This window comes from Halovenus amylolytica (assembly GCA_004015825.1).
GTDB classification, from domain to species: domain Archaea; phylum Halobacteriota; class Halobacteria; order Halobacteriales; family Haloarculaceae; genus Halovenus; species Halovenus amylolytica.
Genome location: SAYS01000015.1, coordinates 1 through 26,103 on the forward strand (window position 1 = coordinate 1; position 26,103 = coordinate 26,103).

General features: G+C 61.6%; 27 protein-coding genes. 11 read left to right on the forward strand and 16 right to left on the reverse strand.

What is annotated here, in order from left to right:
* Positions 1-163 precede the first annotated feature (163 nt).
* Positions 164-535: a universal stress protein gene (locus EOW68_RS12035; RefSeq protein ID WP_128225413.1), complete on the reverse strand. Its 372-nt coding sequence runs from the start codon at positions 533-535 to the stop codon at positions 164-166.
* Positions 536-586: 51 nt separating this feature from the next.
* Between EOW68_RS12035 and EOW68_RS12040 the strand changes: the two genes are divergently transcribed.
* Positions 587-1,009: a GIY-YIG nuclease family protein gene (locus tag EOW68_RS12040; protein WP_128225414.1), complete on the forward strand. Its 423-nt coding sequence runs from the start codon at positions 587-589 to the stop codon at positions 1,007-1,009.
* Positions 1,010-1,030: 21 nt separating this feature from the next.
* Here the strand turns inward: EOW68_RS12040 and EOW68_RS12045 are convergent, their stop codons facing one another.
* From EOW68_RS12045 to EOW68_RS12055, 3 genes are all read right to left on the reverse strand, one after another.
* Positions 1,031-1,246: a YgaP family membrane protein gene (locus EOW68_RS12045; protein ID WP_128225415.1), complete on the reverse strand. Its 216-nt coding sequence runs from the start codon at positions 1,244-1,246 to the stop codon at positions 1,031-1,033.
* 526 nt (positions 1,247-1,772) lie between these two features.
* Entirely contained in the window at positions 1,773-2,666 is an 894-nt protein-coding gene (locus EOW68_RS12050) for an MBL fold metallo-hydrolase (protein ID WP_128225416.1), read from the reverse strand.
* Complete coding sequence (locus EOW68_RS12055) at positions 2,666-3,991, reverse strand: ATP-binding protein (protein WP_128225417.1); 1,326 nt, start codon at positions 3,989-3,991, stop codon at positions 2,666-2,668. The genes EOW68_RS12050 and EOW68_RS12055 overlap by 1 nt, the downstream gene beginning before the upstream one ends.
* Positions 3,992-4,074: 83 nt before the next feature.
* On the opposite strand from EOW68_RS12055, the gene EOW68_RS12060 reads away from it, so the two are divergent.
* Positions 4,075-4,794, forward strand: coding sequence for a fumarylacetoacetate hydrolase family protein (locus EOW68_RS12060; RefSeq protein ID WP_128225418.1), 720 nt, complete (start codon positions 4,075-4,077; stop codon positions 4,792-4,794).
* Here EOW68_RS12060 and EOW68_RS12065 read toward each other — a convergent pair.
* From EOW68_RS12065 to EOW68_RS12080, 4 genes are all read right to left on the reverse strand, one after another.
* Positions 4,791-5,930, reverse strand: a complete 1,140-nt coding sequence (locus EOW68_RS12065) for a CBS domain-containing protein (RefSeq protein ID WP_128225419.1) — start codon at positions 5,928-5,930, stop codon at positions 4,791-4,793. The two genes, EOW68_RS12060 and EOW68_RS12065, sit on opposite strands and share 4 nt — an antisense overlap.
* Positions 5,931-6,027: 97 nt before the next feature.
* On the reverse strand, positions 6,028-7,752 hold the full coding sequence (locus EOW68_RS12070) for a type II secretion system F family protein (protein WP_128225420.1): 1,725 nt from the start codon (positions 7,750-7,752) through the stop codon (positions 6,028-6,030).
* Positions 7,749-9,713, reverse strand: coding sequence for an ATPase, T2SS/T4P/T4SS family (locus EOW68_RS12075; protein WP_128225421.1), 1,965 nt, complete (start codon positions 9,711-9,713; stop codon positions 7,749-7,751). Before EOW68_RS12075 ends, EOW68_RS12070 begins: the two co-directional genes overlap by 4 nt.
* Before the next feature lie 39 nt (positions 9,714-9,752).
* A complete protein-coding gene (locus EOW68_RS12080) occupies positions 9,753-10,409 on the reverse strand; it encodes a DUF7310 family coiled-coil domain-containing protein (RefSeq protein ID WP_128225422.1) in 657 nt (218 codons plus the stop codon).
* 161 nt (positions 10,410-10,570) lie between these two features.
* On the opposite strand from EOW68_RS12080, the gene EOW68_RS12085 reads away from it, so the two are divergent.
* Positions 10,571-10,975: a translation initiation factor IF-2 subunit beta gene (locus tag EOW68_RS12085; protein WP_128225423.1), complete on the forward strand. Its 405-nt coding sequence runs from the start codon at positions 10,571-10,573 to the stop codon at positions 10,973-10,975.
* On the opposite strand, the gene EOW68_RS12090 is transcribed toward EOW68_RS12085, so the two are convergent.
* Both EOW68_RS12090 and EOW68_RS12095 read right to left on the reverse strand, forming a co-directional pair.
* Positions 10,972-11,151, reverse strand: a complete 180-nt coding sequence (locus tag EOW68_RS12090) for a DUF7836 family putative zinc-binding protein (protein ID WP_128225424.1) — start codon at positions 11,149-11,151, stop codon at positions 10,972-10,974. The two genes, EOW68_RS12085 and EOW68_RS12090, sit on opposite strands and share 4 nt — an antisense overlap.
* A 71-nt stretch (positions 11,152-11,222) precedes the next feature.
* A complete protein-coding gene (locus EOW68_RS12095) occupies positions 11,223-11,795 on the reverse strand; it encodes a DUF7978 family protein (RefSeq protein WP_128225425.1) in 573 nt (190 codons plus the stop codon).
* A gap of 176 nt (positions 11,796-11,971) precedes the next feature.
* Between EOW68_RS12095 and EOW68_RS12100 the strand changes: the two genes are divergently transcribed.
* A complete protein-coding gene (locus tag EOW68_RS12100) occupies positions 11,972-12,697 on the forward strand; it encodes a phosphatase PAP2 family protein (RefSeq protein WP_128225426.1) in 726 nt (241 codons plus the stop codon).
* Positions 12,698-12,701: 4 nt separating this feature from the next.
* On the opposite strand, the gene EOW68_RS12105 is transcribed toward EOW68_RS12100, so the two are convergent.
* The 4 genes from EOW68_RS12105 to EOW68_RS12120 form a co-directional block, all read right to left on the reverse strand.
* Complete coding sequence (locus EOW68_RS12105; protein WP_128225427.1) at positions 12,702-14,282, reverse strand: succinic semialdehyde dehydrogenase; 1,581 nt, start codon at positions 14,280-14,282, stop codon at positions 12,702-12,704.
* Positions 14,283-14,371: 89 nt separating this feature from the next.
* Positions 14,372-16,303 (reverse strand): threonine--tRNA ligase, encoded by a 1,932-nt coding sequence (gene thrS / locus EOW68_RS12110; protein ID WP_128225428.1) that lies wholly within the window; start codon positions 16,301-16,303, stop codon positions 14,372-14,374.
* Between the two features lie 270 nt (positions 16,304-16,573).
* A complete protein-coding gene (locus EOW68_RS12115) occupies positions 16,574-17,041 on the reverse strand; it encodes a hypothetical protein (protein WP_128225429.1) in 468 nt (155 codons plus the stop codon).
* Entirely contained in the window at positions 17,034-17,318 is a 285-nt protein-coding gene (locus EOW68_RS12120) for an AbrB/MazE/SpoVT family DNA-binding domain-containing protein (protein ID WP_128225430.1), read from the reverse strand. The genes EOW68_RS12115 and EOW68_RS12120 overlap by 8 nt, the downstream gene beginning before the upstream one ends.
* A gap of 306 nt (positions 17,319-17,624) precedes the next feature.
* On the opposite strand from EOW68_RS12120, the gene EOW68_RS12125 reads away from it, so the two are divergent.
* Genes EOW68_RS12125 through EOW68_RS12135 form a run of 3 tightly spaced genes read left to right on the forward strand, consistent with a single transcriptional unit; the run spans position 17,625 to position 19,527 of the window.
* Positions 17,625-18,827 carry a presenilin family intramembrane aspartyl protease PSH gene (locus tag EOW68_RS12125; protein ID WP_128225431.1) on the forward strand — a complete coding sequence of 401 codons (1,203 nt, stop codon included), beginning with the start codon at positions 17,625-17,627 and terminating at the stop codon, positions 18,825-18,827.
* Between the two features lie 56 nt (positions 18,828-18,883).
* Positions 18,884-19,129 carry an antitoxin VapB family protein gene (locus tag EOW68_RS12130; protein WP_128225432.1) on the forward strand — a complete coding sequence of 82 codons (246 nt, stop codon included), beginning with the start codon at positions 18,884-18,886 and terminating at the stop codon, positions 19,127-19,129.
* Positions 19,126-19,527: a PIN domain-containing protein gene (locus tag EOW68_RS12135; protein ID WP_128225433.1), complete on the forward strand. Its 402-nt coding sequence runs from the start codon at positions 19,126-19,128 to the stop codon at positions 19,525-19,527. The genes EOW68_RS12130 and EOW68_RS12135 overlap by 4 nt, the downstream gene beginning before the upstream one ends.
* A 7-nt stretch (positions 19,528-19,534) precedes the next feature.
* Here the strand turns inward: EOW68_RS12135 and EOW68_RS12140 are convergent, their stop codons facing one another.
* A complete protein-coding gene (locus EOW68_RS12140) occupies positions 19,535-20,533 on the reverse strand; it encodes an ornithine cyclodeaminase family protein (protein WP_128225434.1) in 999 nt (332 codons plus the stop codon).
* A gap of 213 nt (positions 20,534-20,746) precedes the next feature.
* On the opposite strand from EOW68_RS12140, the gene EOW68_RS18730 reads away from it, so the two are divergent.
* Positions 20,747-20,911: a DUF7331 family protein gene (locus EOW68_RS18730; protein ID WP_431358903.1), complete on the forward strand. Its 165-nt coding sequence runs from the start codon at positions 20,747-20,749 to the stop codon at positions 20,909-20,911.
* Between the two features lie 44 nt (positions 20,912-20,955).
* A complete protein-coding gene (locus tag EOW68_RS12145; protein ID WP_128225435.1) occupies positions 20,956-21,486 on the forward strand; it encodes a GNAT family N-acetyltransferase in 531 nt (176 codons plus the stop codon).
* A 13-nt stretch (positions 21,487-21,499) separates the two neighbouring features.
* Here EOW68_RS12145 and EOW68_RS12150 read toward each other — a convergent pair whose 3' ends face one another.
* On the reverse strand, positions 21,500-22,297 hold the full coding sequence (locus EOW68_RS12150) for a DUF7839 domain-containing protein (RefSeq protein ID WP_128225436.1): 798 nt from the start codon (positions 22,295-22,297) through the stop codon (positions 21,500-21,502).
* Between the two features lie 349 nt (positions 22,298-22,646).
* Here EOW68_RS12150 and EOW68_RS12155 point away from each other — a divergent pair, with 349 nt between their 5' ends.
* Both EOW68_RS12155 and EOW68_RS12160 read left to right on the forward strand, forming a co-directional pair.
* Positions 22,647-25,091, forward strand: a complete 2,445-nt coding sequence (locus EOW68_RS12155; RefSeq protein WP_128225437.1) for a ribonucleoside-diphosphate reductase subunit alpha — start codon at positions 22,647-22,649, stop codon at positions 25,089-25,091.
* Between the two features lie 3 nt (positions 25,092-25,094).
* Positions 25,095-26,084 (forward strand): ribonucleotide-diphosphate reductase subunit beta, encoded by a 990-nt coding sequence (locus EOW68_RS12160; protein ID WP_128225438.1) that lies wholly within the window; start codon positions 25,095-25,097, stop codon positions 26,082-26,084.
* The last annotated feature ends 19 nt before the right edge of the window (positions 26,085-26,103 follow it).

The following is a 26,103-nucleotide window of genomic DNA, read 5'->3' on the forward strand; positions in this document are numbered from 1 at the left end:
TGCTGGCGACGTGGCGCCAGCAGGGACGCAATCCCTACGACGAACTCAAGCGAGTCGCCCAAAACAACGAGATGCTTTCACGAGATCAGGCTGTGCCGGCCGTTGAGTCCTCGGAGTAAACACGTACGTTGATCTTAATACTCGGTGTCGGACCGACGCTCTCCTACACTGGGAGCACGACGACCGGGCGGTCGGTCTCCGAGAGGAGCTGTCGGACTGTCGAGCCGGGGGCATCGCCAGCAACGTCGGGATCACCCCTGACCTGCCCGAGGAGGATCTCGTCGATCTCGTCCTGCTCGGCGACCGCCTGGATCTCCGTCGCAGGCACTCCTTCGCGGGTGATCGTTTCGATCGTGGGTTCGAACAGGCGCGTTCTGGCGACGTTCGCCGCATCGCCGGCATCTCTGCCCGCAACAGCGTCGTCTTCGACCGTGAGTACGACGACGGTGTCGTCGCTGTCGAGTCGGCCGTCGAGATAGTCACAGGCTGCTGCCGTGGTGTGGACCGATGCGGTGGCGACGAGTACGCGTCTCATGCTCCCTTGCAGTCACGGCTTATATATACGACTGACTGTTAGCGCCAGCCGATGAGCACGGACGCGGCCGGTGGCACCTACACGCTGGTGATCGAACTCCCCGAACCCGCCGACATCGAGGTCGGTGCGCTCGGACGGATCACCTTCGATGCTGGCTGGTACGCCTACGTCGGAAGTGCGCTGGGGTCGGGAGGATTCTCGCGGATCGACCGCCACCGTGAACTCGCTGCCGGTGACCGGGACACCCGACACTGGCATATCGACTATCTGCTCGGGCATCCAGAGACGCGACTCGATACCGTCGTGACGACGGCGGCTGTCGACGGCGAGTGTCCAGTGGCTCGCGAACTCGGTGACGACGGTGTCCCGGCATTCGGCTGTTCTGACTGTCGCTGTAACTCCCATCTGTTCTTCAAACCAGCACGGGAGGAGATGATCGTGGCTGTCGAATCAGCCCACGAAAAAATCGGGTAGCCGGTGCCGTCGGTGCGCCCGTTACTCTTCGGCCGTCGTGTCGATGCCGAGCGTCTCGTTCAGCCCACAGAAGCAGGTTACGGCGTTGATTCCGAAACCGATCGCGCCGAGCGTTGCCAGCACGCCTGCCGACCGCTTCCCCTTCCGGAGGGCAAGGATCGCAACGACTGCGAGTATCGTTGCGAGGACTGCGCGCACGATACGGTCTGTGCCGCCGACGTTCTGTTCGACTTCCATACGCTATTTTTTGTGCGATTCGTATTTGAAAGTTGAGTAACCTGCAATCGGTGATGTCTGATAGTGATTATTGCGAGTCTGTACCGCGAAGTTCAGATAGAACTGGTCTAGGAGGGCCGAAACAGCCTCGGTTTCGCTGCCGTGCTGAAAATTACCGCAATAATCACTATGAGGAGATGAGTCTGATCTGAGTGAAGAAAGTTGTACCGAGAAGATCGCTGTGACCAACAAGAAAGCCCCGCGGCGCTGAACTCGGGGGACCCGCGCTGCGCTCCTCGTTTCACTGCGGTGCTTGCGGGGCCGCCTTCGTCCAGCGCCTCACCGGGAGAGCTTGCTCCCCCGGTGACACAAGCACGCGACCGGGGAGCTTAGCTGACCGGGGCTTTCTTGCTGTTCGTACTCTCGGTGTGTCCTTCGAAACTAAGCCGGACAGTTCAATCTCTCCTTATACTGCCGGCTGTAAGAAACTGAAGAATTGCGCCACCCCGGGGTGGCGCATATCTTTACGGATTTACAGCCGGCAGTATTAATCCTCCGACGGCAACTGGTACTGCTCGCCATCCAGCGCGAGCGGCTGCTCGAAAGCTTCGTCGGCGTCGTAGTAGTGGGCAATGTGGACGAGACGGGTTTGCTTCGCGTCGAGATCCTCGGCGAGCGACAGCGCCCCCTCGCGGGTCATATGTTTCGTCCCGAATGTGCGGGGGACACCATCCTCGTCGTGGTGATCGCCACCCTTGTGATGCATCTCACAGAGCCGGGCCGGGACGATCCCATCGGCCAGGAAGAGATCCGGATCGGCGAGTACCTCCCGGGACTGTTCGGGAACGTCGTAGTTCGTATCACCGGAGAGCGAAAGCTTCGCCCCCGTCTCGGGGTCCTCGACTGCGAGCCCATAACAGACCAGCGGCGGGTGTTCGACCGGGACGAGCGTCACCTCGAACCCACAGGTCTCGAACGGCTCGAAGGGTGTCTGTGGCTGGACCGTGATCTGTCTGAGGTAGTGGTAATCGCTCGCGACGCTTTCGGCGACGCTCTTTCCGGTCTCTGGATCAGTTTCGTCTGCAGCGTAGATGTCGAGATCGTCGACCAGCCGGAAACAGTTGCCCAGGCCATCGATGTGATCGAAGTGGATGTGGCTGATAATCCCTGCATCGGGCACGGGAACATCTTCCCGGAGGAACTGCTGTCGAAAGTCCGGACTGAAATCGATCAGAAGCGACTCGTCGGTTCGCTCGTTGCGGACGTGGACCGAAAACCGCGTTCGCTCGATTCCGCCCGACGCGGTGATCGTCGCGCCCTGCTCGCGTGCTCGCTCACGGAGCTTTTCACCAGGCTCCCGTGCCGTCTGGCAGGTCTCGCAGTCACAGGCGACAGTCGGCGTGCCGGTCGTATCCCCCGTCCCGAGAAGCGTCACCTCCATCAGTCGTGGTTGTGGTCGTGGCTGTCGTTGTCGAAGCCGCCGCCAGCGACGAGCGCGTCGTGGTCGCCCTCGATCATGTCCATGTTCTTCAGGGTATCCCGCTCCTCGAAGTCCTCGACGGCGTCGATCAGATCCTGCTGGGTGAGCGTCGTCCGCTCTTCAGTCAGCGCTTCGAGGACGGCCTCCCGGAGCACCATCCGGAGGTCGCTGCCGGTCAGCCCCTCGGTGAGATCGGCGAGTTCCGTGGGTTCGAAATCGATGATATCCATCTCGCGTGTGACGATCGTGAGGATGTCCGCCCGCATTCCGGAGTCGGGTTTCGGGAAGTTGACGATCTCGTCGAAGCGCCGCCAGGCCGCCGCATCCAGCTGATCCGGGTGGTTCGTCGCGCCGATGAGCAACACCTCGTCCTGGATCAGCGAGACCTCGTCGATGCTTTTCAGCAGCGTGTTGACTGCTCGCTTGATCGCGGCGTGTTCGTCACTCGACCGGGTCTTGGCGACGAAGTCGAACTCGTCGATGAAGAGGATACACGGCGAGAGTCGTTTCGCGACCTCGAAGGTTTTCTCGACGTTTTTCGCGGTTTCGCCGAGATACTGGCTGGTGATCATCGACAGCTTCACCTCGACGAAGGGGAGGCCGAGTTTGCTCGCGAGCGCCCGTGCGACGGAGGTTTTCCCCGTTCCCGGTGGGCCGACGAACAGCAGTTTCCCGATCTCGCGCAGACCGATGCTGGCGAGATACTCGCGGTGTTCGATCGCCTTGACGATCTTCTGGATCTCGCCTTCCTGTTCGCCCGTGAGGACGATGTCGTCGAGTTTCTGTTCGATCTCCTCGGGTGCGCGGACGTCGACGAGGTCGAGCATCTCCTCTTCTTCGTCCTCGTCGAAGTACTCTTCGAGCAGGGAGTCGATGAACTCCCGATCCGCCCGGGCGGGCGTGTTCCGTTCACGGGCGAGTTCGTAGTCGACCTCGCGTTCGTCGGCGAAGTAGTCGGTGAGCACGGGGTTGTACTCGAGCTGTTCGTCGTCGGCACGGTCGAGATACCACTGTTCGGCCATCTCGCGGTCGGTAAAGGAGAGCGTCCCCGAGAACTCGTCGTGGTCGGTAAACATCAACTCGGCGACCAGTTCCCAGGGTCGCTCGACGCCAGTCGCCTCCCGCGCGCCGCCGACTGTCGGTGAGAGCGGGCGTTCGATCTGTCCATCACTCCAGAACGGGCCACGGTACGCTGCCGGCAGATCGTCGGCATCGAACTTCTCGGCTTCGTTGTACACAGAAGTCGTCAGAACGAATTCAACGACAGCAAGCTCCGGATCTTTCATTCTCACAAAGGTTACACCGCGAACCGGATAAGTGACTCGAACCGTCCGTAACGTTGTAAGTACCTGCGGCCGAAAGACAGCCGATGAAACTCGCACGGATCGAGACTGACGACGGAACTGTTCGAGGCACGTACGAGGATGGTACAGTAACGACAGACGAGGGCGAGCAGTACGAACTCGGAGACGAGGCCGAACTTCTCCCACCCTGCGAGCCGGGCACGTTCTACTGCGTCGGGCGAAACTTCGTGGAGACGCTCGACCAGATGGACTACGACGTTCCCGACAACCCCGACTGGTTCATCAAGCCGGCCGTCTCACTCCACCCGCCCGACCAGCCCATCGAGTACCCCGAGTGGACGGACGAACTGACCTACGCTGGTGAACTCGCGGCTGTCATAGACGAGGAGTGTACTGATCTCGATGGCGAGGAGGACATCGAAAACGTGCTCCGCGGCTGGACGATCCTCAACGATCTCGATGCGCTGGATCAGCCCGTCCGGACCGCACGCAAGGCCTTCGACGGCTCCGCACCTCTGGGCCCGGTGATCGAGACGGAACTCGACCCGCGGTCGATCGAGATGGAGACGCACATCGCTGGCGAGAAACGACAGGAGGCGTCGACAGAGCTGATGATCTTCGATCCCTACGAGACGATCAGCTACCTCTCGAAACGGTACACGTTCAAAGCTGGTGACGTGATCTCTTTCGGTAGTCCGGCGAACCCCGGACTCGTCGAACCGGGTGACAAGATCGAGATCTACTACGAGGGGATCGGTCGGCTCGAAAATACGGTCCGGTCCTAGAGGTCGCCGAGTTTCCGGAGCAACTGGCCGCGGTACTCCTCGTCAGCACGCACACCTTTCAGTTCGAGCACGCGGCGTTCGAGTTTGTCGAGTGCAACGCCGAAGCTGTTGTCAGCGCCGTACCCCTCGCCGCTGCCTGCGACCTGTCCCTTGTTGGTCCGCAGTCGGATCTGGCACTGGATCAGCGGCGTCCCGCGGAGCGTCTCCTTGTGTTTGTGAAAGCGGACGTGGGCGTGCTGGACCTGCATCTTCTGGTACTTGTCGGCCGTGCTCTGGATACGCTCGCGGATCTCCTCCCGGGAGAGTGTATCCAGCAGCTTGATGTTCGTGATCTGCACGTCCATGTGATCCTCTTCGGTGTAGGTCAGCGCCCGGAGGACGTCCGTTTTCGTGATGATCCCGGCGACTTTCGAGTCGTTGTCGGTCGGCGTCACGACGAGTCCGGCGTAGTCGTTGTCGAGCATCCGTTCGACGGCTGTTTTGACGCTTTCCTCCGTCGTCGTGGTCGCGACCGGACTCGACATGATATCGTAGGCCGGGATATCGAGAACGCGGTCGATGTCGCCGGAGCGGTCGCCTTTCTGCTGTCGTTCCATATCGCGGACGGCGAAGTCGGCGATATCGTGGGTCGTCACCATTCCCGTGAGATCGCCGTCGTCGAGGATCGGCAGCCGGGAGACACCGTGCTCCCGGAGGAGATTGATACAGCGACCGACCGGCGTGTCGTCGGTAACTGTGACGACGTCTTCGGTGTATATGTCGCCAACAGAGAGTGTATCGAGATTCTCCAGCACTGCTTCGAGGATCGCTTCTTCGGTGATGGCGCCCCAGAGGTTTTCACCCTCGTAGACGGGCGCGATTTTGGCTCCGCTTTCGACGAGCATCCGTGCCACCTCCCGGACGCCGTCAGTTCGGTCCACCTTGGGTGCGGAGCGAACCATCCCGCGAACTTTCGTGTCATCCTGGATGTGGGACTGCAGCAACTGCTTCTCGTTTATGATCCCGGTGTACTCGCCGTCTTCCGTGACGACGATTCCTTTGGGCCTGTCGTGCTCGAAAACCGACCGTACCTTTCCGAGCCGTTCGTCGGCGTCTATCTCGGCGTAATCTGTGGTGGCTATGTCAGCAATATCCATCGTAATTCCCACTTCCCGCTTCGATGCGTGGCATAATCAAAGTTGGTTTCGGCTCTCATCGTGTGAGAACATTCGATCGTGCTCTCTTCGCGACGCCTCAGATGAGGATTCCGACGAGCAGATACGAGACCGTGTATGTAATTCCGGCACACACGAGTGCACGCCCAGCACGATACCCCACGAGCGACTGATCTAGCCCCCTGGTCAATCCTGTTGCCAGCGCCGTCAGAAAGGCCGCGAGAAACAGGACGTAGACGCCGACCGGCCCGCCCAGCCAGACGAGCGACTGCCCACTCCCGCCGAGCAGTGTCTGGCCGCCGATCCCCTCTGCGAGGGCAACCGTCGAGCCGGCGACCATCGGCGCGAACACCATCCCGGTCGACTGGAGTGTTCGACAGACGTGTGCGAGGCTGTGACGGGCCTCCTGTTCGATCGTCTGGAGATCCTCGACGTGCTCGGCCAGTGAGAGCAGGGCGCTACCGGCCGGCCGTCCTTCCCGTGCGGCGAGTGCGAGCAGTGCGATACTGCCGCGCACCCGGGGACTCGGTAGCTGTTCGAGTGCGCCGTGCCGGCCGAGAAAGGCCTCGTGGACGCCGATCTGGAGCTGTCGCTGCCGGGTCGCGCCGTCGGCGAGCATCTCGCCAGCCTCGCCGTCGAGTTCGTCTGCGGCCTGATCGATCGCCGTCTCGACAGCGCGGCCGTTCGCGACCCGGCGGCCGACGAGACTCAACGCATCCGGCAGCGACTCCTCGACATCCCTGATCCGGCCGTAGACGCTGACGATCGGGCGATACCGCAGCCAGAGCCACAGCCCAGCTCCGAGCCCGACGGCGAGGATCGGCGGGCCCCAGGAGGGGAGGATGCTGGTGCCGATGAGCCACCCCGCGACTGTGCCGAACGCACCGACAGCCAGCGCGAGCCGTCGCCAGTCCGTGACACCCGTCTGTTCGGTGGTCACGTCCGGCGGCGGAAAGGCGACCGGACGACGGGCGAGCAGCCATATCCCCGCCCCGACGAGGATGCCGGGCAGGACGACGTTGTAGAGGACGACGACCGAAAGCGGTGTGACGCCGACCCCGGCCGCGCCGGCGGCAGGGAGCAAGGCGACCAGCGCTGTCGGGAGCAGTACGCCGAAGGCATACAGCGCAGTTGCCGGTGTGCGGACCTGCGCACCGAAGGACTGCATCTGGTCGCGGGTTCCGTCCATGACGACCGTCAGCGCCTGGTCGAGCAACCGTCCGCGGTCGTGTTCGGCTGCGTTCCCGGCTGCGGTCACGAGCGCGACCGAGCGTCGGAGCGCCGGGAACAGATCTGCCCACGCGTCGCCGAAGGCAGCGAGCCCCGAGCGGGCCGTGTGTCTGGTCTGGCGGACGTGTTTTTCGAGACTGTTCGCAAGTCGCCCCTCGCCTGTGCGTGCGGTGAAGACCGCTGCGCGTTCGGGTGTCGGTGAGAGGCGCATACTCAACACTGTCCGGGCGACGAGATCCGGCGTGGCACCGAGCGCCCGCGTTCGCCGGGCGGTTGCCCACAGCTTCGGTCCAGTGTGGACGGTGTGTGTCGTGAGCAATCCGAGCGAGACTGCCGCGAGAAACACGACAACCCGGAACTTCGAGGGTACGAGAACTGCTGGTGCTACACAGAGCATTCCGACGATGGCGCCGAGGACGTATCCTGCACGAACGACGTCAGCCGCAGTGATCGGCCAGTCGAGAAAGTCGAGGGCGAGTCGAAGGTCTTCGCCCGGGTCGACATCCTCCGGATACAACCTCGCGAGCGATTCCAGCCCCTGCAGGAGCGGCTGGTACCACGTCCCAGCGGTCATTGCTCTGTTCCGGGTACTGTCCCCGGCGCTTGCTCCGCTGTTTGTTTACCACCGTTTGCTGCAGATTGTGTCTCCCGTGCGACGGTGACCGCATCGGGCCCTGTCCTCCCGTGTGCAGCCAGCCCGTCCAGTAGCCGTTTTCTGGCCGCCAGTTGCTTCCGGACGTCTGTGTAGGACTGCTCGGGCGTCGCGAGCGAAGCGACGAGACGGCTGTTTCCTCTATCGATCTTGCCGGTCGCTTCGAGGCCGTCTTCGGTCCGTTCGAACAGCACCTCGAATGCTGGCTGCGCACCACCGACGACCTCCTCGATCGTCCGAATACGGCGCTGTCCAGCCGCCGTAATCTCGCCTGTGACGATCAGATCTGTGACACCGAACGAGGAGGGTGAGACGCCCAGATCCTCGACGACACGCTCGTGGACTGCCGATCCGCCGTCACCGTGGATCGTTCCAAGCACTGCCTCGCTGTTCGCACCGACACGCATCGCCTCGTAGAGGACGGCCGCTTCCTCCCCACGGACCTCCCCGACAGCGATGGCGCCGTCGCCGAGTCGAAGTGCTGTTCGGAGTGCCTCCGCGGGCGTCAACTCGCTGTCGTCCGTACTCGTGAGTAACTGCTGTACGTCGCGGTGGTGTTCCTGCAGCGGTTCGACCGGGAGTTCGGGTGTATCCTCGATAACGACCGTCCTGACTGCAGGTGGGAGTTCCCAGAGCAGGGCACCGAGCAGTGTCGTCTTCCCGGCACCGCGGGGGCCAGCGAGCAGGATCGACCGGCCGCGTTCGACTGCAAGTGAGAGCACTGCCCCGGCCTCGGCGGTCATCGTCCCGTTGCCGACCAGCGCGGGCAGCGTCCACACCTCCCGATCCTGTGCCCGGAAGGCAAAGGCCGTCCCGGAACTCGGTGGCTCGGTGACACCGGCGACGCGGATCCGCCGGTCGGCGATCTCCGCCGTGGCGTCGAGTGTCGGATCTGCCCGCGAGAACGCTCGCCCGCTCTCGCGGCGAAAGCGCGAGGCCAGCGCGGCAGTGCCGGCTCCCGTCAGCCGAACGTTCGTGCGGTAGCTCTCGCCATTGGCGGTGAGCCGGAGCTGGTTCGTCGCTGCGGGTGCGGTGACGAACACGTCGGAGACTGTCGGATCGGCGAACAGGTCCTCCAGCAGGCCGAAGCCGCGGGCGTGTTTCCGCAACACGTCGGCGATCTGCTCGACGGGGAGATCCGGGTCTCGCTCGCTGGCGACTGCTCTGACGGCACGGGCCGGTGCACGGTCACCGCCGTCGAATTCGCCACTCGCGAGGCGAGCGTACGCACTGGCGAGTGCGTCGAGTGCTGTCGACGAGAACTCCTGTTCGGCTGGGGAGAGATAGTAGCGAGTTACGCCTGTCGTTGGCTCGTACTCCCGAACAGTCGCGCCGGTGTCGAGTTCCCGAACGTCGCGTAGGTGTCCGTCCGCCGGTGGCGTCAGATCGACCCGCCAGCGGCTCACCGTCGGACCGACAGCGGGTGCGAGTGCGGTCTCGTACCCGTCAGCGCGAGCGGCCAGCTCTGCGAGCCCAGTCGTCGCGGCGATGTCGGCGACGGCATCGGCGCGACCGGTCGCCTCCCGGCAGGCTGCGAGTGGATCTTCGAGTGTGCGGGCTGCGAGACGCTCGTCACGAAACCGCACCTCCTCGACGAAACGGCCGGCTGCGACCAGCAGTGCTGCGGCGTCGTCCTCGTAGGCCCGGACGAGTCCTGCTGTCTCGGTGTGAACCGCGTCGACGTCTCGTTGTGTGAGTGTGGAGATGATCGTCTTTCGACAGGCGGAGCTGTCTTCGAGCCGGCCGTCGTGGGGGCAGTCGCTGGCGTCCACGGTGAGTGTCTCGTCGTCGAATGCCGGCTCACAGCCACAGTCAGTGCCGTCGGGGTTGTCGTCACCGAGGATCGACTGCAGCGTGGCCGGCAGGCGAGTGCGCAGGGTCATGCTCCGTGCTGGTCCCACTCTCCTACTTAAACGTTCACCTCAGAGCATCTCCCGGACACGCTGGAGAGTGCCGGTTTCCTCGGCCGTTTCGGGGAGTTCGTTTTCGGTCGCATCGGTGGCTGCTGACCGAGCCTCTGCGTGGGAATCTGAATCTGCTCGATCGGTCCCAGTATCGATCGACTGCCCGTTCGACTGCCGCTGGTGGCCAGCCGGTGTGTCGGTTCCACTGGCGGTGAACTGATCCGGTTCGTCGTGGAGTTGCCCACAGGCCGCACACCGCTGTCTGCCGTCGGTTTGCTGGCTGGGTGGTGTTCGATGAGTCCCGCAATCTGCCGATGTGGTCGCTGTCGGTCCGGCCGTTTCTGCTGTGGCTGTTTGAGACGGTGGTTCTGCCCCGCCGTGAGGATCCCCGCTATCGTCGAGGGCGTCTTCTACTTCTCTGGCTTTCGCCAGTGCTGCGTCGGCACGCTGTTCGACATCACGGTTGACAGACCGGATGTTGCCGGCGTAGCCACGGAGTGCCTGTGTGGCGGCTTCGAGTTCTGCAACTCTGTCTTCGAGTTCGTCGAGTTGCATTTCGACTGTTTCGAGCCGTTCTACCGCCTCTGCTTCGTCTGTGAGTGCCGTGAGGTCACAGTCGCCGTCGGTCACTGCCCGTTCGAGTGCGTCGACTCGTTCCCGTAACGCGTCGTCCATACGCGCGATGGTCCCGTGTTCGTATTTGAACCCTCGGGAGCAGTGGTGGTTACAACTGAGGTTTGATTTGGCTCTACGAACAGCAACATCTCTATTTGCAACTCGATTAAATGCTAGCCGTCGAACGCGGCATTTTAACGTACTCGCAGGTAACAGCGGGTATGGACTACGATGATATGCTCGATCGGGGTATGGAAGAGACACCCGATATCAACGCCGAATCGACGCGGTTCGAGGTTTCGGACCCGGAAGTCCGCCAGGAGGGCCACGCGACGGTCTTCGAAAACTTCCAGACGATCTGCAGCGATCTCGGCCGCGAGCCGGATCATCTCCTGAAATTCTTGCAGGACGAACTCGGAACGAGTGCCCACATCGACGAGAGCCAGCGTGCCCGATTCACCGGCGAGTTCGACACACGCCGGATGCAGGAAGCGATCGATACGTACACCGATCTCTACGTTATCTGCTCCGAGTGTGGACTCCCCGACACAGAAATCGAACGCGAACAGGGTGCGGAGGTACTCCACTGTACCGCTTGCGGTGCCCGCTCGCCGACCTCGAATTAACGTAGCTGCTTGAGCGTGCGCAGGTCGTGTTCTGTCCGCATAAACTCCGATGTCCGACGGGTCGCCCGGCAGTTTGGACAGTGAAAGTTCTCCGTACTTCCCGGTAACTCGTTTGGATGTGTCTGCCAGCTTTTGCTACACTCCGGACAGACCAGTCGAACATTCGCTTCTTCCATGTGTGTCTTTCTCACACGTACCCAGGGTCAAAAAAGGTTTCTGCTATCGCGGGGCTTCGATCGAGATCAGTTCACGATCCGCCGGTCGTCACTGCTGCCAGCACGCCACCGATCCCGCCGAAGACAACCGGGTAGACGATCCCTGCAAGTACGATCGCTGGCAGGAGAGCAGGTGCGCCGCTTACGCCTTCCATCCCGATCTCGAATAACACGACACCGATAGCCGAGAGCAACAGATAGCCCGGAACGATCGTCATCCCCGCAACTACTCCCTCCGAGAGTTCGCGTGCATCCTGTGCACGTCCGATTGCGAGGCCAGTCGTGACCAGCAACCCGACTGGGATGAGATACAGCAACTCCGAGAAGCCATCCCCACCGATGAAGTTCCGGGTGACATCACCGAAGACGGGAATCCCCTGGAAGACGGTATCGACGAAGTGGGCGTTGTAAAACGTCCAGCCGACGAGTTCGTAGGTCGCCGGCTCGCCCTGAACCACTTCGATAATCTCCTGAATCGGCGACTCCTCGATCTCCGGTGCGGCGAGTAGATAGGTCAGCGCGTACCCCAGCAGCCACGCGACAGCACCGCCGACCGCACCGACGGCAAACGACAGCATCCTGTCCTCACTCGAATTTGTCGACATACGATGCACCTCGGGGCCTGGCGCGCAAGTGCCTTCCTTGTAGGCTACCCATTCTTCGTGTATTCGTACGTATCAGGTAACAACTTTAGGGACTCTCGGCTGGATCTGTACCTCGCCACTTTTGTACACCGATCAGCTACGGACAGCCATGGCGCGTCCACGACGGGGGTGGCGGGATGTCCCGAGCGATCGGTGAGGTCGAACTCCTCCAGGAGCTGCTCCCGGCGTGGGCGGTCGCGATCGCCGGCCTGCTGACCCAGCTCGGCGACGCCTGGTTCCTGCTCGTCCTCATCGTCGCCCTCTTCGTTCGTGGCGAAACGAACAGACAGGATATCGTCGCCCTGCTCGGCGTCTCCGCCGGCGCGATCGGCTGCTACCGCGGACTGAAACACCTCTTTGCCGCCCCGCGACCGGAGCTGTCGCCACTCGACACCGCTGGCCTCCATCCTGTCGTGGAGGGTCTCCTGGAGCTGACCGCGACAGCCAGTAGCTACGGCTTTCCGAGCGGGCACGCGACGGGTGCAACCGTCGTCTACCTCGGTCTGGCGAGTATCCTCACGATCGGCACACGCCGCAAGCGGTTTGCCGTCGCCGTGGGCGTGGTCGCACTGGTCGCCACGACGCGGGTCGTCCTCGCTGTCCACTATCTGGCCGATGTCGTCGCGGGTGTCGCGCTCGGGTCGGCGTTCGTCGCAGCCGTCCTCGTTCTCCCCCGAAAGCTGGCCCCAGCGTACCGCGTTCAGATCGCGTACGCGGTCGCATTCCCGTTCATCATCTTCTATCTCCTCACCAGCAGGGCAACCGGGGAGTCGGTACTGCTGCTCGGTGGCACAGTCGCAGTGTTCGTCGGCTGGCACCTGCTGCGCTCGGTTTCGCCGTGGGAGATCCAGCCGACCGGCTGACCCGTCACCGAATCAACCGACTGAGGCGTCGCTGAACGGCTGCAAGCCCGGTAAGCGCCCGCGCAGTCACACTGTGAGGGACACTCGGCGGTGTATCGAGCGGACCGATTCGCGAGGTCGCGATCGTTTTTGATTCGACGAAGCGGTGAATTCCCTCCGGACCGTGCCGGCGACCCAGTCCGGAGTCACCCATCCCGCCCATCGGTGCGTCGATGGCAGCCCAGCCGACTGCGTAGGGATCGTTGACACAGACGGTGCCGCAGTCGATCTCGCGGGCGATGGCCCGACCGCGGTCCCGATCGCTCGTCCAGACGCTCCCGTTGAGCCCGTACTCCGTGTCGTTTGCTCGCTCGATCGCTTCCTCGGCATCCGACACCGGTACAACGGAGACGACCGGACCGAAGGTCTCCTCGCAGATGATCCGCGAGTCCGGGCTGACATCGGTCAGAATCGTCGGCTCGTAGAAGTTGGGGCCGACATCCGGTCGGGCACGGCCGCCCGTGGCTACTGTTGCACCACCCTCGACTGCGCTGTCGACGTGTTCCCGGACGGAGTCGAGATGATCGCCGCTGATCAGTGAGCCAATGTCGGGGCCGTAGTCGAAGCTGTGGCCGAGGGTGAGATTCTCTGTCGCGCTGACGACGGCGTCGAGAAAGGCGTCGTACCGGTCTTCGTCGACGTAGATTCGTTCGGGTGCGAGACAGAGCTGTCCGGCGTTCGTGAAGGCACCCGTGACAGCACCGCGGGCAGCCGTCTCGACGTCGGCATCGTCGAGGACGACCATCGGATTCTTGCCGCCGAGTTCGAGCGAACAGCCGATCAGGTTTCGACCCGCCCGTTCGGCGACGGTTCGGCCCGTTTCTGTCCCGCCGGTGAAGACAAGATAGTCGACGTTGTCGATGAGAGCCGGGCCGACGGCTGCTCCCTCGCCAGTGACAATCTGGAAGAGTCCGTCGGGCAGCCCGGCTTCCTCCAGCAGTTCGCCGAGTGCCAGCGCGATAAACGGTGTCCGTTCGTCGGGTTTGCAGACGACGGCGTTACCGGCGAGCAACGCCGGGATCGCATCGGTCAGCGAGAGCGTCAGTGGATAGTTCCACGGCGAGATCACGCCGACGACACCGACGGGATCGTAGGTGACAGACGCCGAGGTGAGCAGTGGGATCGGTGCGGCTCGGCCGCTGTCGGTGAGTTCTGCAGGCCCGTTCGAGGCGTAGTACGAACAGGTCGCCGGGATATCGACTACCTCTTCGAGGGCATGCTGGCGGACCTTTCCAGTTTCGAGCTGGACGATATCGAGCAGATTGTCGCGGTGCTCGTCGACGAGGTCGCCGAACCGTTCGATGATCTCGGCTCTGGACTCGACCGGTGTCTCCGCCCACGCCGACTGTGCCTGACGGGCACGGTCGACCGCAGCGACGATATCGTCGTCCGAACAGGCAGGTATCGTTCCGATCTCCGTGTCCGTTATTGGGGTCTGAACCGGGATCGACGGGCGATCACCGCCCGTCTCGACACGCGTGGCGAGTCTCGCCAGGCGATCGGGTGTCAGCCGACTCTGCTCGTATGCGCCGCTGGTCTGAGTCATACCCTATCTTGGACCCAGACCAAGAAAACAACCGGGGCAGTACTCACGTGATGAGAGCGCAGTCGGTGGTGATTTGTTCCCGGTTGTGTTCACTCCAGAAAGTCGGGTTCGACGCGTTTGTCTTCGACTTCGTCTTCGAGGTGGGCGCGGAACTCCTCGACGGGGATGTCTTTCTCCTGGTTCTCGAACCGATCCCGCACCGAGACTGTCTCGCTTTCTTCCTCGTCGTCACCGATGATCAGCATGTAGGGAACACGGTCGTCGTGGGCCTGCTGGATCTTCTTGCCGACCGTCCACGACCGATCCTCTATCTCGACGCGGAAGTCGTCGAGATACCGGTGCTGGAGCTGTTTCGCGTAGGGGATGTTGTCGTCCGACACTGGGAGGATCCGGACCTGCTCGGGTGCGAGCCACGTCGGGAAGTTGCCGTTGAAGTGCTCGATGATCACACCCATAAAGCGCTCGAAACTGCCGAGCAGGGCGCGGTGGACCATCACCGGCCGGTGATCCTCGTTGTCCTCGCCGACGTAGGTGAGGCCGAGCTTCTCGGGGATGTTGAAATCCAGCTGTACCGTTCCGATCGTCCACTCGCGGCCTAATGCGTCCCGAGCGTCGAGGCCGATCTTCGGGCCGTAGAAGGCAGCCTCGCCGGATTCGATCTCGTACTCCAGGCCGAGTGAGTCCATCGCATCCCGGAGCGAGTCGGTCGCTTCTTCCCAGATCTCGTCCGAGCCCATCGCGTCGTCGCCTTTCGTCTCCAGTTTGTACAGCACTTCCAGACCGAACAGATCGTAGATCTCCTCGATCACTTCGAGGGCGCTGGTGATCTCCTCCTCGATCTGGTCCCGGCGGATGAAGGCGTGGCCATCGTCCTGCGTGAGCCCGCGCACGCGGAGAAGGCCCGAGAGTTCACCGGACTGCTCGTTGCGGTAGATGGTCCCGAACTCCGAGAACCGAACGGGGAGGTCACGGTAGGAGTACTGACCCTCGCTGTAGATGTGGGCGTGGTTCGCGCAGTTCATCGGCTTCAGGCCGTACTCGGTGTCGTCCTGTTCCCAGGCGAACATCTCTCCTTCTTCTTTGAACGCGTCGTAGTGACCCGTTGGTTTCCAGAGTTCGGCCTTGTTGAGTTCGGGCGTGAACACCTCGTCGTAGCCGAGATCGTCGTTTTTCGACCGGATGAAATCTTCGAGTTCGCGACGGATGGTCATCCCCGGCGGGTGGAAGTGTGCACAGCCAGGCGAGTGGGCGGGCACCGAGAAGAGATCCATCTCCTGACCGATCTTGCGGTGGTCGCGTTCTTTCGCCTCCTCGCGGCGTTCGAGAAAGGCCTCTAGATCGGCCTCGCTCTCGAAGGCGGTGCCGTAGACGCGGGTGAGGGTGTCGTTGTCCTCGTCGCCCCGCCAGTAGGAGGCAGAGATCTCTAGCAGATCGACCGCGCCGATCTTGCCAGTTGATTCGACGTGTGGCCCTTCACAGAGATCTTGCCAGTCGTCCTGGACGTAGAAAGAGACTTCTTCCTCGTCGGCAGCCTCGGTGTCGAGAATATCCTGTTTGTAGGGGTTCTCTTCGTAGATCTCGAACGCCTCCTCCCGCGAGCGAACGACCCGGTCGAGTTCGTAGTCGGATTCGACGATATCGACCATCTCCGCTTCGATCTCTTCGAGATCGTCCTCGTCGATATCGGGCCCGGTGATGTCGTAGTAGAAGCCGTCGTCCGTCGGCGGGCCGATGGCGAGTTTGGCTTCGGGGTAGAGTCGCTGGAGCGCCTGGGCGAAGACGTGCGCAGCTGTGTGGCGCAAGACCTGCAGGTACTCGTCGCTGTCCTCGGTGACGATCTCGATTTCGCAGTCATCGGTCAGCTCCGTTGCTTTGTCGACGAGTTCGCCGTCGACGACCCCGGCAACGGTATCGCTACCGAGTCCGGGGCCGATCTCGTATGCGACGTCTTCGACCGTTGCACGATGCTCCACTTCGAGCTCCGAGCCGTCCGGCAGGACGGCCGTGATATGTTGTGACATGGGTAAATGGGCGATAAAAGACGGCTGCCCGCGACAGCCGCGATCATAGCCGGTAGGTGTCTGTCATGTCGACCGGCCTGTAAAACGGACACCTACCATCGTATCCGGAGATACCCTAGCGGCAAGCAAAAAGATTGCGCTCCTATGTGTGGGCGGGGTCTTCTCGTTAGTCTGTTGTTCTGGTGGAGTCGTTGGTGGAACGACTGGGAATATTTTTGCTCTATTGAAAATGGTGCACAGCGGTGGGATTGACGAATTTGGGCTGATAAATCAAGCTTCAAGAAACCGATTCAATTGGTCGAATTCCTCGGGTGAGAGAATGACCTCGGTATGGAACGCATCGAATCGCTCGAAGCCGTCATCGATCGTCAAGACAGTGTTCGCCCCTTCCTCGATCGCTACTTGGGCGTAGTACCCATCCCAGCCACCTACATTTGCGTCGCTCGCTCTCGAAAACCCGTCAGCCACGACATCTTCAGACATTCCGTCGTACCAGTGGATTCGCTTCGCATCCATGAAATTGTGCAGAAGCCGGGACGCATCTGCGTTCGAGCGTCCGTAGTACGTTGTCAGGATGGTGTGCGCCCCAAACAGCGCAGGATATGGGACAATGGCATCAATCTCGCCAGCGATGGCCTCTCGGACGTACGAGAGGGCGGCATCACGAACTGGTGCGTTCGTGTGTGCGAGAGCGATCACTCCGACATCGAACAGATACGGCTCACTGGCCTCACTCATTGCTGGTTCTCTCCGCCCCCCTCCGGACAGCATCTCTGTGCTTCTGGGCGATCGGCTCAACTCTGTCACGTCGCGGAGTCGTCTCCTCGCGTCTGGCGGCTGTCTCCGTAACGAGTTGCTCCATGCGTGCGATGATCTCTTCAGGATCGTCTTCAGGTTCCACGACTGCTTTCCCGTCTTCTTCGCGAATCTCTACTTCTGTCCCGGGAGTAATCCCGAGTCGCTCTCGAAGCTCCTGTGGGAGGACGATGCGTCCTTTTGAATCTACCTTGACCATGTTCCCACTTAGAGTGGGAAAAATATAATTGTTCGGTCGGAATCGCTGGATCCCCAGGCTGTCTCCTACTTTCAATAGAGCCAATATTTTAAACAGCAAGAAAGCCCCCGTCCGCTCGCAGGCTGCGACTCGCTGTGCGCGCTCCCTACGGTCGCGTGCTTACGTCGTCTCACTCTGCGAGCCAGCCGGGGCTTTCTTGCTGTTCACAGTCCACAGCACACCAGTTCCACCAACAGCTACAAAACACCAGACACACCGTACTCCTAGTTCCGAAATCCTGAAACCCGGGACAGCCAATCTCCCCGTATGGATCATCGCCGTCGGGAACTGCTGGCGAGTGGCGCCATCGTCCTCATCTTTCTGTTCATCCAACTGGGTGCACTCGCACTTGTCGGCCCCTTCGAACAGGAGGGGTTACAGGAAGTCGAGAACACGAGCGATCCCAGCCTGAGTATCGTCTATCTCGCTGCTATCCTGGTCGCGACGGGGCTCATGCTGGTCGCACTCAAATACGGCGGTGACGAAATCCTGCGGCTGATCATTATCTTCGCCGGGGCCTACATCGCGCTTTTCGTCTTCCAGGCCCTCGTCCCCGCCCTCGTCTCGGTCTCGATAGCGGGTTCGTCGATCAACGTCCTCGCGTGGGCCGGCGCACTCGCCCTCGGTGTGGCCCTGTTCGTCTATCCGGAGTGGTACGTGATCGATGCGGCGGGTGTTCTCATGGGGATCGGTGCGTCGGCACTGTTCGGGATCAACTTCGGTATTCTCCCCGCACTCGTGTTGCTCTCCGTCCTCGCAGTCTACGACGCAATCAGCGTCTACGGCACCGAGCACATGCTCACGCTCGCCTCCGGCGTGATGGATATGCGCGTCCCCGTCCTCTTCGTCGTCCCGCTCTCGCTTTCCTACAGCTTCCTCGAAAGTGACAAACCAGACACGGTTCCAGACGAGGATCCCGCCGACGAGGGTGAGGCGGTAGCCAGCGACGACAGTGACGAGGCGACACCGAGCGACGATTACCCGAACCCCGACGAACTCGCCGACCCGGACGCTAAACTCGATGCGTCGACGCTGAACGAACTCGGTCCCGATGGGGTCCGGAATCTCGATCGGGAGTGGCTCGAAGGGATCGAACTCGACGAAGACGAGGTCGAGGAACTCGACGACGACGTCCACGAGACACTCCAGGACATCGACGGCGAGCGCGACGCACTCTATATCGGACTCGGGGATGCTGTCATTCCGACAGTCCTGGTCACGAGTGCCGCCTTCTTCGTCGAGTCCGGACCGACACTCTCGGTGCTCGGCGTCTCGGCGACACTGCCGGCTCTGACCGCGATGGTCGGGACGATGGCCGGACTGGTCGTCTTGCTCTGGCTGGTCCACCAGGGTCGGGCCCACGCCGGACTCCCACTGCTCAACGGCGGTACGATCGCCGGCTACCTCATCGGCGCACTCGTCAGTGGACTCTCACTGATGGAGGCGCTCGGATTGAGCAGCTTTCTTTGATACTGCTTTTCGATACCAGCGACAAACTCTTTGTTCTCTGTCAACGACGTTTACATATGGGGACGAAACAGGTTCGTCTTGACGAGGACGTATACGCGAAACTCAAAGATAAGAAGCGCGATGACGAGTCGTTTAGTGATGTTATCGACCGGTTGACTTCGGACTGGTCACTGGCAGAGTGGGGCGGATGGATGGATTCGGAAGAAGCAAACACACACCGAGAGATGCTTGCCGAGCTGGAGGATATCGACCACAGAGAGACCAAGACGTTGGCTGATGAATTGGATCTCGATGCTGAATGATTCTCGATACTTCCTATCTTATCGCACTTGCTGAGAATAATACGGACGCCGCGAAACTCGCAAGAGAATACGAACTCGCCGGAGTCCCGCAACGACTCCCCGCCGTTGTATTGTCTGAATTATACGTTTCTGTTGGGGCTGGCGACAGGCCGAATCGGAACGTGGAAAAATACGAGCAACTGGTCGGAAATCTGCCTGTTGTCGACGTCGACGACAATATTGCTCGGAGAGCAGGTACGTTACAGGGTCAACACCTCGTCAGTGACACGAAACCGAACCTCGGGGTTGCAGATGCCACAGTCGCTGCGACAGGGCTCGTCTACAATGAACCAGTCGTAACTGCTGATTTAGAGGATTTCCGCAGTGTCGATGGTCTGCGGGTTGTCGACTGGTCGTGATCGTCGATTATCGCCCGGGAAATGCCTCGCTCGCCGGTGAGAACTCGATCATTTTCCCGAGATTCTGGTCGACGGCCCGGTCGTAGAGCAACTTCGCCGCGGCTACCGTCTCGATCGCAGTCCCGCCGCTGTCGAACAGCGTGATCTCCTCGTCTGTCTCCCGACCGGGGACCTCGTTAGCGACGACCTCGCCGAGTTCGCCGTGGACGTGGCCCTCCTCGATGGCCCCCGTTTCGAGTGCGTTGCGGTAGGCACCGGCATCGGATTCGATCCGGGCGCGTAAATCGGGGACGTACTTCGCACGCGCGACCGTCTCCGCGTCGATTTCGTGCTTCTCGGGGTGGTACTGGCCCATCGCCGTGATATGTGTTCCCGGATCGAGGTGTTCGCTGTCGAACACCGGTTCGCTCGCTGTCGTCGCCGTGATGACGATATCTGCACCCGAAACGGCGGCCTCACTGGAGTCGACCGCGTCGACGTTCACGTCTAGGTGGCTATCCATCCGGACTGCGAACTCCTCCCGATTGGATTCTGTGGGTGAGTACACTGCCACGTGGTCGAGATTGCGGACTGTCGCTGTCGCGAGCAGTTGCCCGCGTGCCTGTGTGCCGCTCCCGACCAGTCCAACCTCGGTTGCGTCCGACCGCGCGAGTTCGTCGACACCGACGCCGCCGGTCGCGCCCGTCTTCGAGGGGTTCATGCTCGCGCCGTCGAGGATGGCGAGCAGTTCTCCGCTCTCGGCGTCGAACAGCGGGAGGACGAACTGTGCGTCCCGGTGGCCAAAGCCCGCCGCGTACGTGTACCCGCCCATCGCTCCCATCTCCGGAAGGATAGCGAAGTAACCGGTCAGAAACCCCGGTGGGTCGGCGCTGTCGAGTCGCGTACGCGGCTCCGCGGGCGCACCGTTCCCGCGCTCCCGATAGCCGTTTCGAACTGCGCTGACGTACTCGGCTGGACTTGCGAGCTCCGCGATATCGTCGCTCGTGAGAAATCGAACAGCTGCCATGTGACTGGTTTACACTGGCTCCCCCAAAGCCGTACTGGTCACCACAGCCCCGTGCCCGGATTCTCCCGATCGATCTCATCGATGAAAATGACAGAACTACTCTATCTCCTGTCTATTGAGGTTATTTTTAGTTGTGATAACCGGGAAGAAGGGCTTTAATACTGATCTGTGCTACCGTGAGATGGAGGGAGGAAACGACCCGTCCAGTCAGATATGAGCAAGAACGCACCCAACAATACTGAATCAGACGCTGTCGACGAGCGAGACCGGTACGCAGAACTCAACATTGGTGACGAAGAGTTTGTCATCTACGATCGGGAGAACCACCAGGCCTGGCTCCAGTCGACAGTAGCTGTCGCTGCTGACGAGATGCAGTGACTGGGTGTCGTTAGATTGGTTAGGATACGGCCGAATTTTTCGGTATGAACTTCGAACTGCTCGGCGACGGTTCCGCCGGGCCAGCACTCTCACTCGACCACGAGCAGTTCGCATACGCTGGCAAGTTCGTCATGTCGGGCCCGAAGGCTGTGGCTCGCGAGGATGACTCGGTTGTCGGTGCGATCTCTTTCAGCGAGGATCACTCCGATTCGAGCGCTGTCCGACTCCGATATGTCACCGTCCGCGAGGACCGACGCGGTGAGGGGATCGGGCCACGATTGCTCCGGTTTACTGCGGTGAGGCTCACGGCGAGCTACGACGAGGTACTGATCGCCGCGAACAATCCGATCGCCTACGAGGCCTGTTACCGCGCGGGGTTCGTCTTTACAGGTGAGGAAACCGGGATTGCAGAGGTGCTCATGCGATACCGGCCCGACGACCGAGAGACGGATCGCTACAGGGAGGGGTTTACTGTCTTCGAAGACCGCGAGCTTCCGGCACCTCACGAAGCGGTCTGTCGACGCCACGCCGACGGGGAGTCGCCTGCAGTCGTACCGGAGCCGTCCGGGGACTGATCTTCCAGCGGCGTCAGGATATCTCGACGACTTCGTAGCTCACGTTCTGTTCTCTGAGTTTGTCGGTGTGTCTCGACAGCACGTCGGCCGACGCGAGCAACAGGATGTCGAGGCCCTTCGTCGCGGCCTCCTGAACTGCGGCAGCGCTCCCGAACCGGATGTCCGGATCGAACCCCGCAGTGTCGGCCAGGGCCAGCGCCTCCGCGCCGGCGACCGCCACCAGGTCGTTGTCGGTGGCAATCTCGACGACACGGTCGGGGTCGACCGACCGGCTCCCCCCGTTGTCCACCTGTGGGACCGAGACGATCGCGACAGTCCCCAGTTCGTAGTCGACGACACCCTCGAAGTTCGTGATACCTACGTCCTGTCCGGGTTCCGCGTCGGTGACCGCAACCGCCGTTGCACCACCGGTGTCCCCGGCCATCGCTCGCAGGACCCCCTCCTGCATGGTCATCGAGACGGTCTCGCCTTCCTGAATCTCCGTCGTCGCGATCGCTGTCTCGGTCTCGACCTCGCCGATCACGTCCTCGGAGACGTGATCGACGAAATGCCGGAGGTCGTCGGTCTGTGAGATCAGCCAGTCGACGCCCTCCTTCGTGACCTCGTACCGGCCCCGCCCGTGCTTGTTGACGTACGCTTGCTCGACGAGATCCTGCAGATAGTCACTGACAGCCTGGGCTGTGATCCCGACCGCGTCGGCGATCTCCTGCTGGTTGACCGCCGGCTGTCGTTTCGCGATCTCGACGAGAATCTGATATGTGGTCGCCGTTCGCTTGCTCTGGAGTACGCCGAACTCCTCGCTGTCCGCCATTGTCCGAAGTCAGTGCTGAAAACTAAAGTAAGTTTGCTCTATTTCGCGCTGGATTGCCGACAGCCGGCGACTGTCGGAATTGAATATAATTCTACTTGGGCTAATACAACTGTGATTTATAACTTTCCTACTTCGATTGTGTCGGCTGCCGGGATACCGATATCGACCGCAGCTGTGGCTGCCGCTTTGAAGCCTAAGTTGTATTAGTACAACTATATTGGAAAAACTTTTACCGACCGAGCAAGACCACAGAACTGCGGTCAGACGAGTCTCCCGGCCGAAACCGATCGCAGTAGCCAGGTAGTGACAACGCCGGCCAGTCGGGGACTCGGTGGCCGAGAGAGAACACATGAGTCAGACGACGACACAACTCGACGAGCAGATTCGGACCGTACTGGACCGTGCCACGGACGGCATCGAGGAACCGATCGACACCGCGACAGTCGAGCAGTTACAGACCGAAGCAAGCCGGGCGCTCTATGCCGACGCCAGCCTGGACGAGATCTACGACGGGATACTCCAGGTTGTGACCGCACGCATCGAGCGAAATCCCGCGTACAAACGGCTGGCAGCCGAGGTGTTCCACCAGCAGTACTACCGGGCGGTCGTCGGCGAGGATCTCACCGGCGAGGAACGTGCGGACCGCTATCGGGCGACGTTCGCCGCGAACATCGAGCACGGGGTCGAGGCCGGACTGTTCGACGACCAGTTGGTGTCGACATACGACCTCTCCGGGCTCGCAGACGCGCTGACACTCGAACGCGACAGCCACTTCGAGTACATGGCGATGGAGACGCTCACACAGCGGTATTTCGTCCACACGAACGACGACGAGCCCCTGGAACTGCCACAGGCGTTCTGGATGCGCGTGGCGATGGGGCTCGCACTCGAAGCGGAGTCCCCACAGCGACGCGCCATCGAGTTCTACGGCGTCCTCTCGAAACTGGAGTTCACGCCGTCGACACCGACGCTGTTTCACAGCGGGACGACGCACCCACAGCTCTCCTCGTGTTATCTCACCAGCGTGCAGGACGATCTGGCGGCTATCTTCGACGCGTACAAACACCACGCCCAGCTCTCGAAGTACAGCGGTGGGCTCGGCAACGACTGGACCAACCTCCGAGCAGCAGGCGCACTCATCGAGTCGACAGGTGTGGAGTCGACCGGAATCGTCCCCTTCCTCCGGATCAGCAACGACGTGACGGCGGCGATCAACCGCTCCGGGAAACGGCGCGGTGCTGCCTGTGCCTACCTCGAATGCTGGCATCTGGATTTCCCCGCCTTCCTGGATCTCAAACGCAATACGGGCGACGAACGCCGCCGGACGCCGGATATGAACACTGCGGCGTGGATCCCCGACCTGTTCATGAAACGCGTCGCGGCCGACGAACAGTGGACGCTGTTTTCGCCCGACGAGGTGCCAGAACTGCACAGCTGTTACGGCGAGGAGTTCGAGACGCGATACGAGGAGTACGAACAGGCGGCCGCAGACGGTGAGCTCCGGCAGTACGAGACCGTCGACGCGGCCGATCTCTGGCGGCAACTGCTCACCCGCCTGTTCGAGACCGGTCACCCGTGGGTGACGTTCAAAGACCCCTGCAACATCCGCAGCCCACAGGACCACGCCGGTGTCGTCAACTCCTCGAATCTCTGTACGGAGATCACGCTGAACACGAGCGGGGAGGAACACGCCGTCTGCAATCTCGGCAGCGTCAACCTCGCAACCCACGTCCGGGACGGCGAACTCGACCGGGCGTATCTGGCGGAGACGATCGAGACCGCGATGCGGATGCTCGACAACGTGGTCGATCTCTGCTTCTATCCGACCGAGGAGGCCGAACACAGCAATATGCGACACCGACCGGTCGGACTCGGAACGATGGGCTTTCACGAGGCACTCATGCAGGTCGGTGTTCCGATGGGCTCGGCGGAAGCCATCGAGACGGCCAACCGCTGGCAGGAGTTCGTCTCCTACCACGCAATTGCTGGCTCCTGTTCGCTCGCGGCCGAACGTGGAGCCTACCCCTCCTACGAGGGATCGAAGTGGGATCGTGGCCTGCTCCCACAGGATACTGTCGATCTGCTCGCCGAGGAGCGTGGTCGGGAGATCCCGACCGACCGGTCCGAACAGCTCGACTGGGATCGACTCCGCGAGCGGATCAGCGACCACGGGATGCGCAACTCGAACACGATGGCGATCGCCCCGACGGCGACTATCTCGACGATCAACGGGACGACACCGTCGATCGAGCCGGTGTACTCGAACCTCTACGTGAAATCGAACATGAGCGGTGATTTCACGATCGTCAACGACCACCTCGTCGCCGCGCTCGACGACCGCGGGCTCTGGGACGAGGAGATGGTCGACCAGATCAAGTACCACGACGGCTCGATCCAGGAGATCGACCGGATTCCGGACGATCTCCAGGAACTGTACCGGAGTGCCTTCGAGATCGATCCGCGCCACCAGCTGCGACTCACCGCCGCCCGCCAGACGTGGATCGACCAGTCGGTCTCGCACAACGTCTTCTTCCCGTCGACCGACGGCTCCCTGCTCGACGACGTCTACACGACGGCCTGGGAACTCGGCCTGAAGACGACCTACTACCTCCGAACACTGGGTGCCTCACAGATCGAGAAATCCACACTGGAGATGGACGAGTACGGGAAGACACAGCACCGCGACGAACCGGGCGACGGCAGCGAGCGCGGCAGTGAGCCAGCTAGCGACACCGACACGACCGACGGTGACCTCGCGACCGTCGAAGATCCGACCTGTGACACCTGTCAGTAACCCATGCCAATCCTCAACACCAATCAACACGATCCGAACAAGATTCTCCCGATCGAGTACGACTGGGCCCGCGAGTACTACGAGGCGGGTGTCAACAACAACTGGGTGCCCGAAGAGATCCCGATGCAGGACGACGTCTCCCAGTGGGAGGGCGATGCCCTCACCGACTCCGAGCGACAGCTCGTCGAGTGGAATCTCGGCTTCTTCTCGACGGCGGAGTCACTGACCGCGAACAACATCGTTCTCGCGCTGTACGAGTACGTCACCGCCCCCGAGTGTCGCCAGTATCTCCTCCGACAGGCCTACGAGGAGGCGATCCACACGGACACGTTCATCTACTGCTGTGACTCGCTCGGATTCGACCCGGAGTATATGTACGGCATGTACGACCGGGTGCCTGCGATCGAACAGAAAGACGAGTTCGTCGTGGAGCTCACACAGGTGCTCGACGACGACGGGTTCACGATCGAGTCGACGGCCGACGTTCGGGAGCTCCTCCGTGACCTCGTCGGTTTCTATATCGTCATGGAGGGGATCTTCTTCTACGCTGGCTTCGCGATGATGCTCGGCCTGAAACGCCAGAACAAGATGGTCGGTACTGGCCAGCAGTTCGAGTACATCATGCGCGACGAATCCCTGCACGTCGGGTTCGGGGTCGACCTCATCGATCAGATCCGGACGGAGACACCCGGCGTCTGGACGGACGCGTTCGAGAGCGAGGTCGTCGAGTTGATCACGGAGGCCGTCGAACTCGAACAGATCTACGCCCGCGAGGCCTGTCCCGACGACGTCCTCGGGATGAGCGCCGAGCAGTTCGCCCAGTACGTCGAATACATCGCCGACCGCCGGCTCGGGCAGCTCGGCGTCCCCGAACAGTTCGGCTCCGAGAACCCGTTCCCGTGGCTGAGCGAACAGACAGATCTCAACAAGGAGAAGAACTTCTTCGAGACGCAGGTCACCGAGTACCAGAGTGGCGGCTCACTGGAGTGGTGACCGAACCCTGGTGACCCGC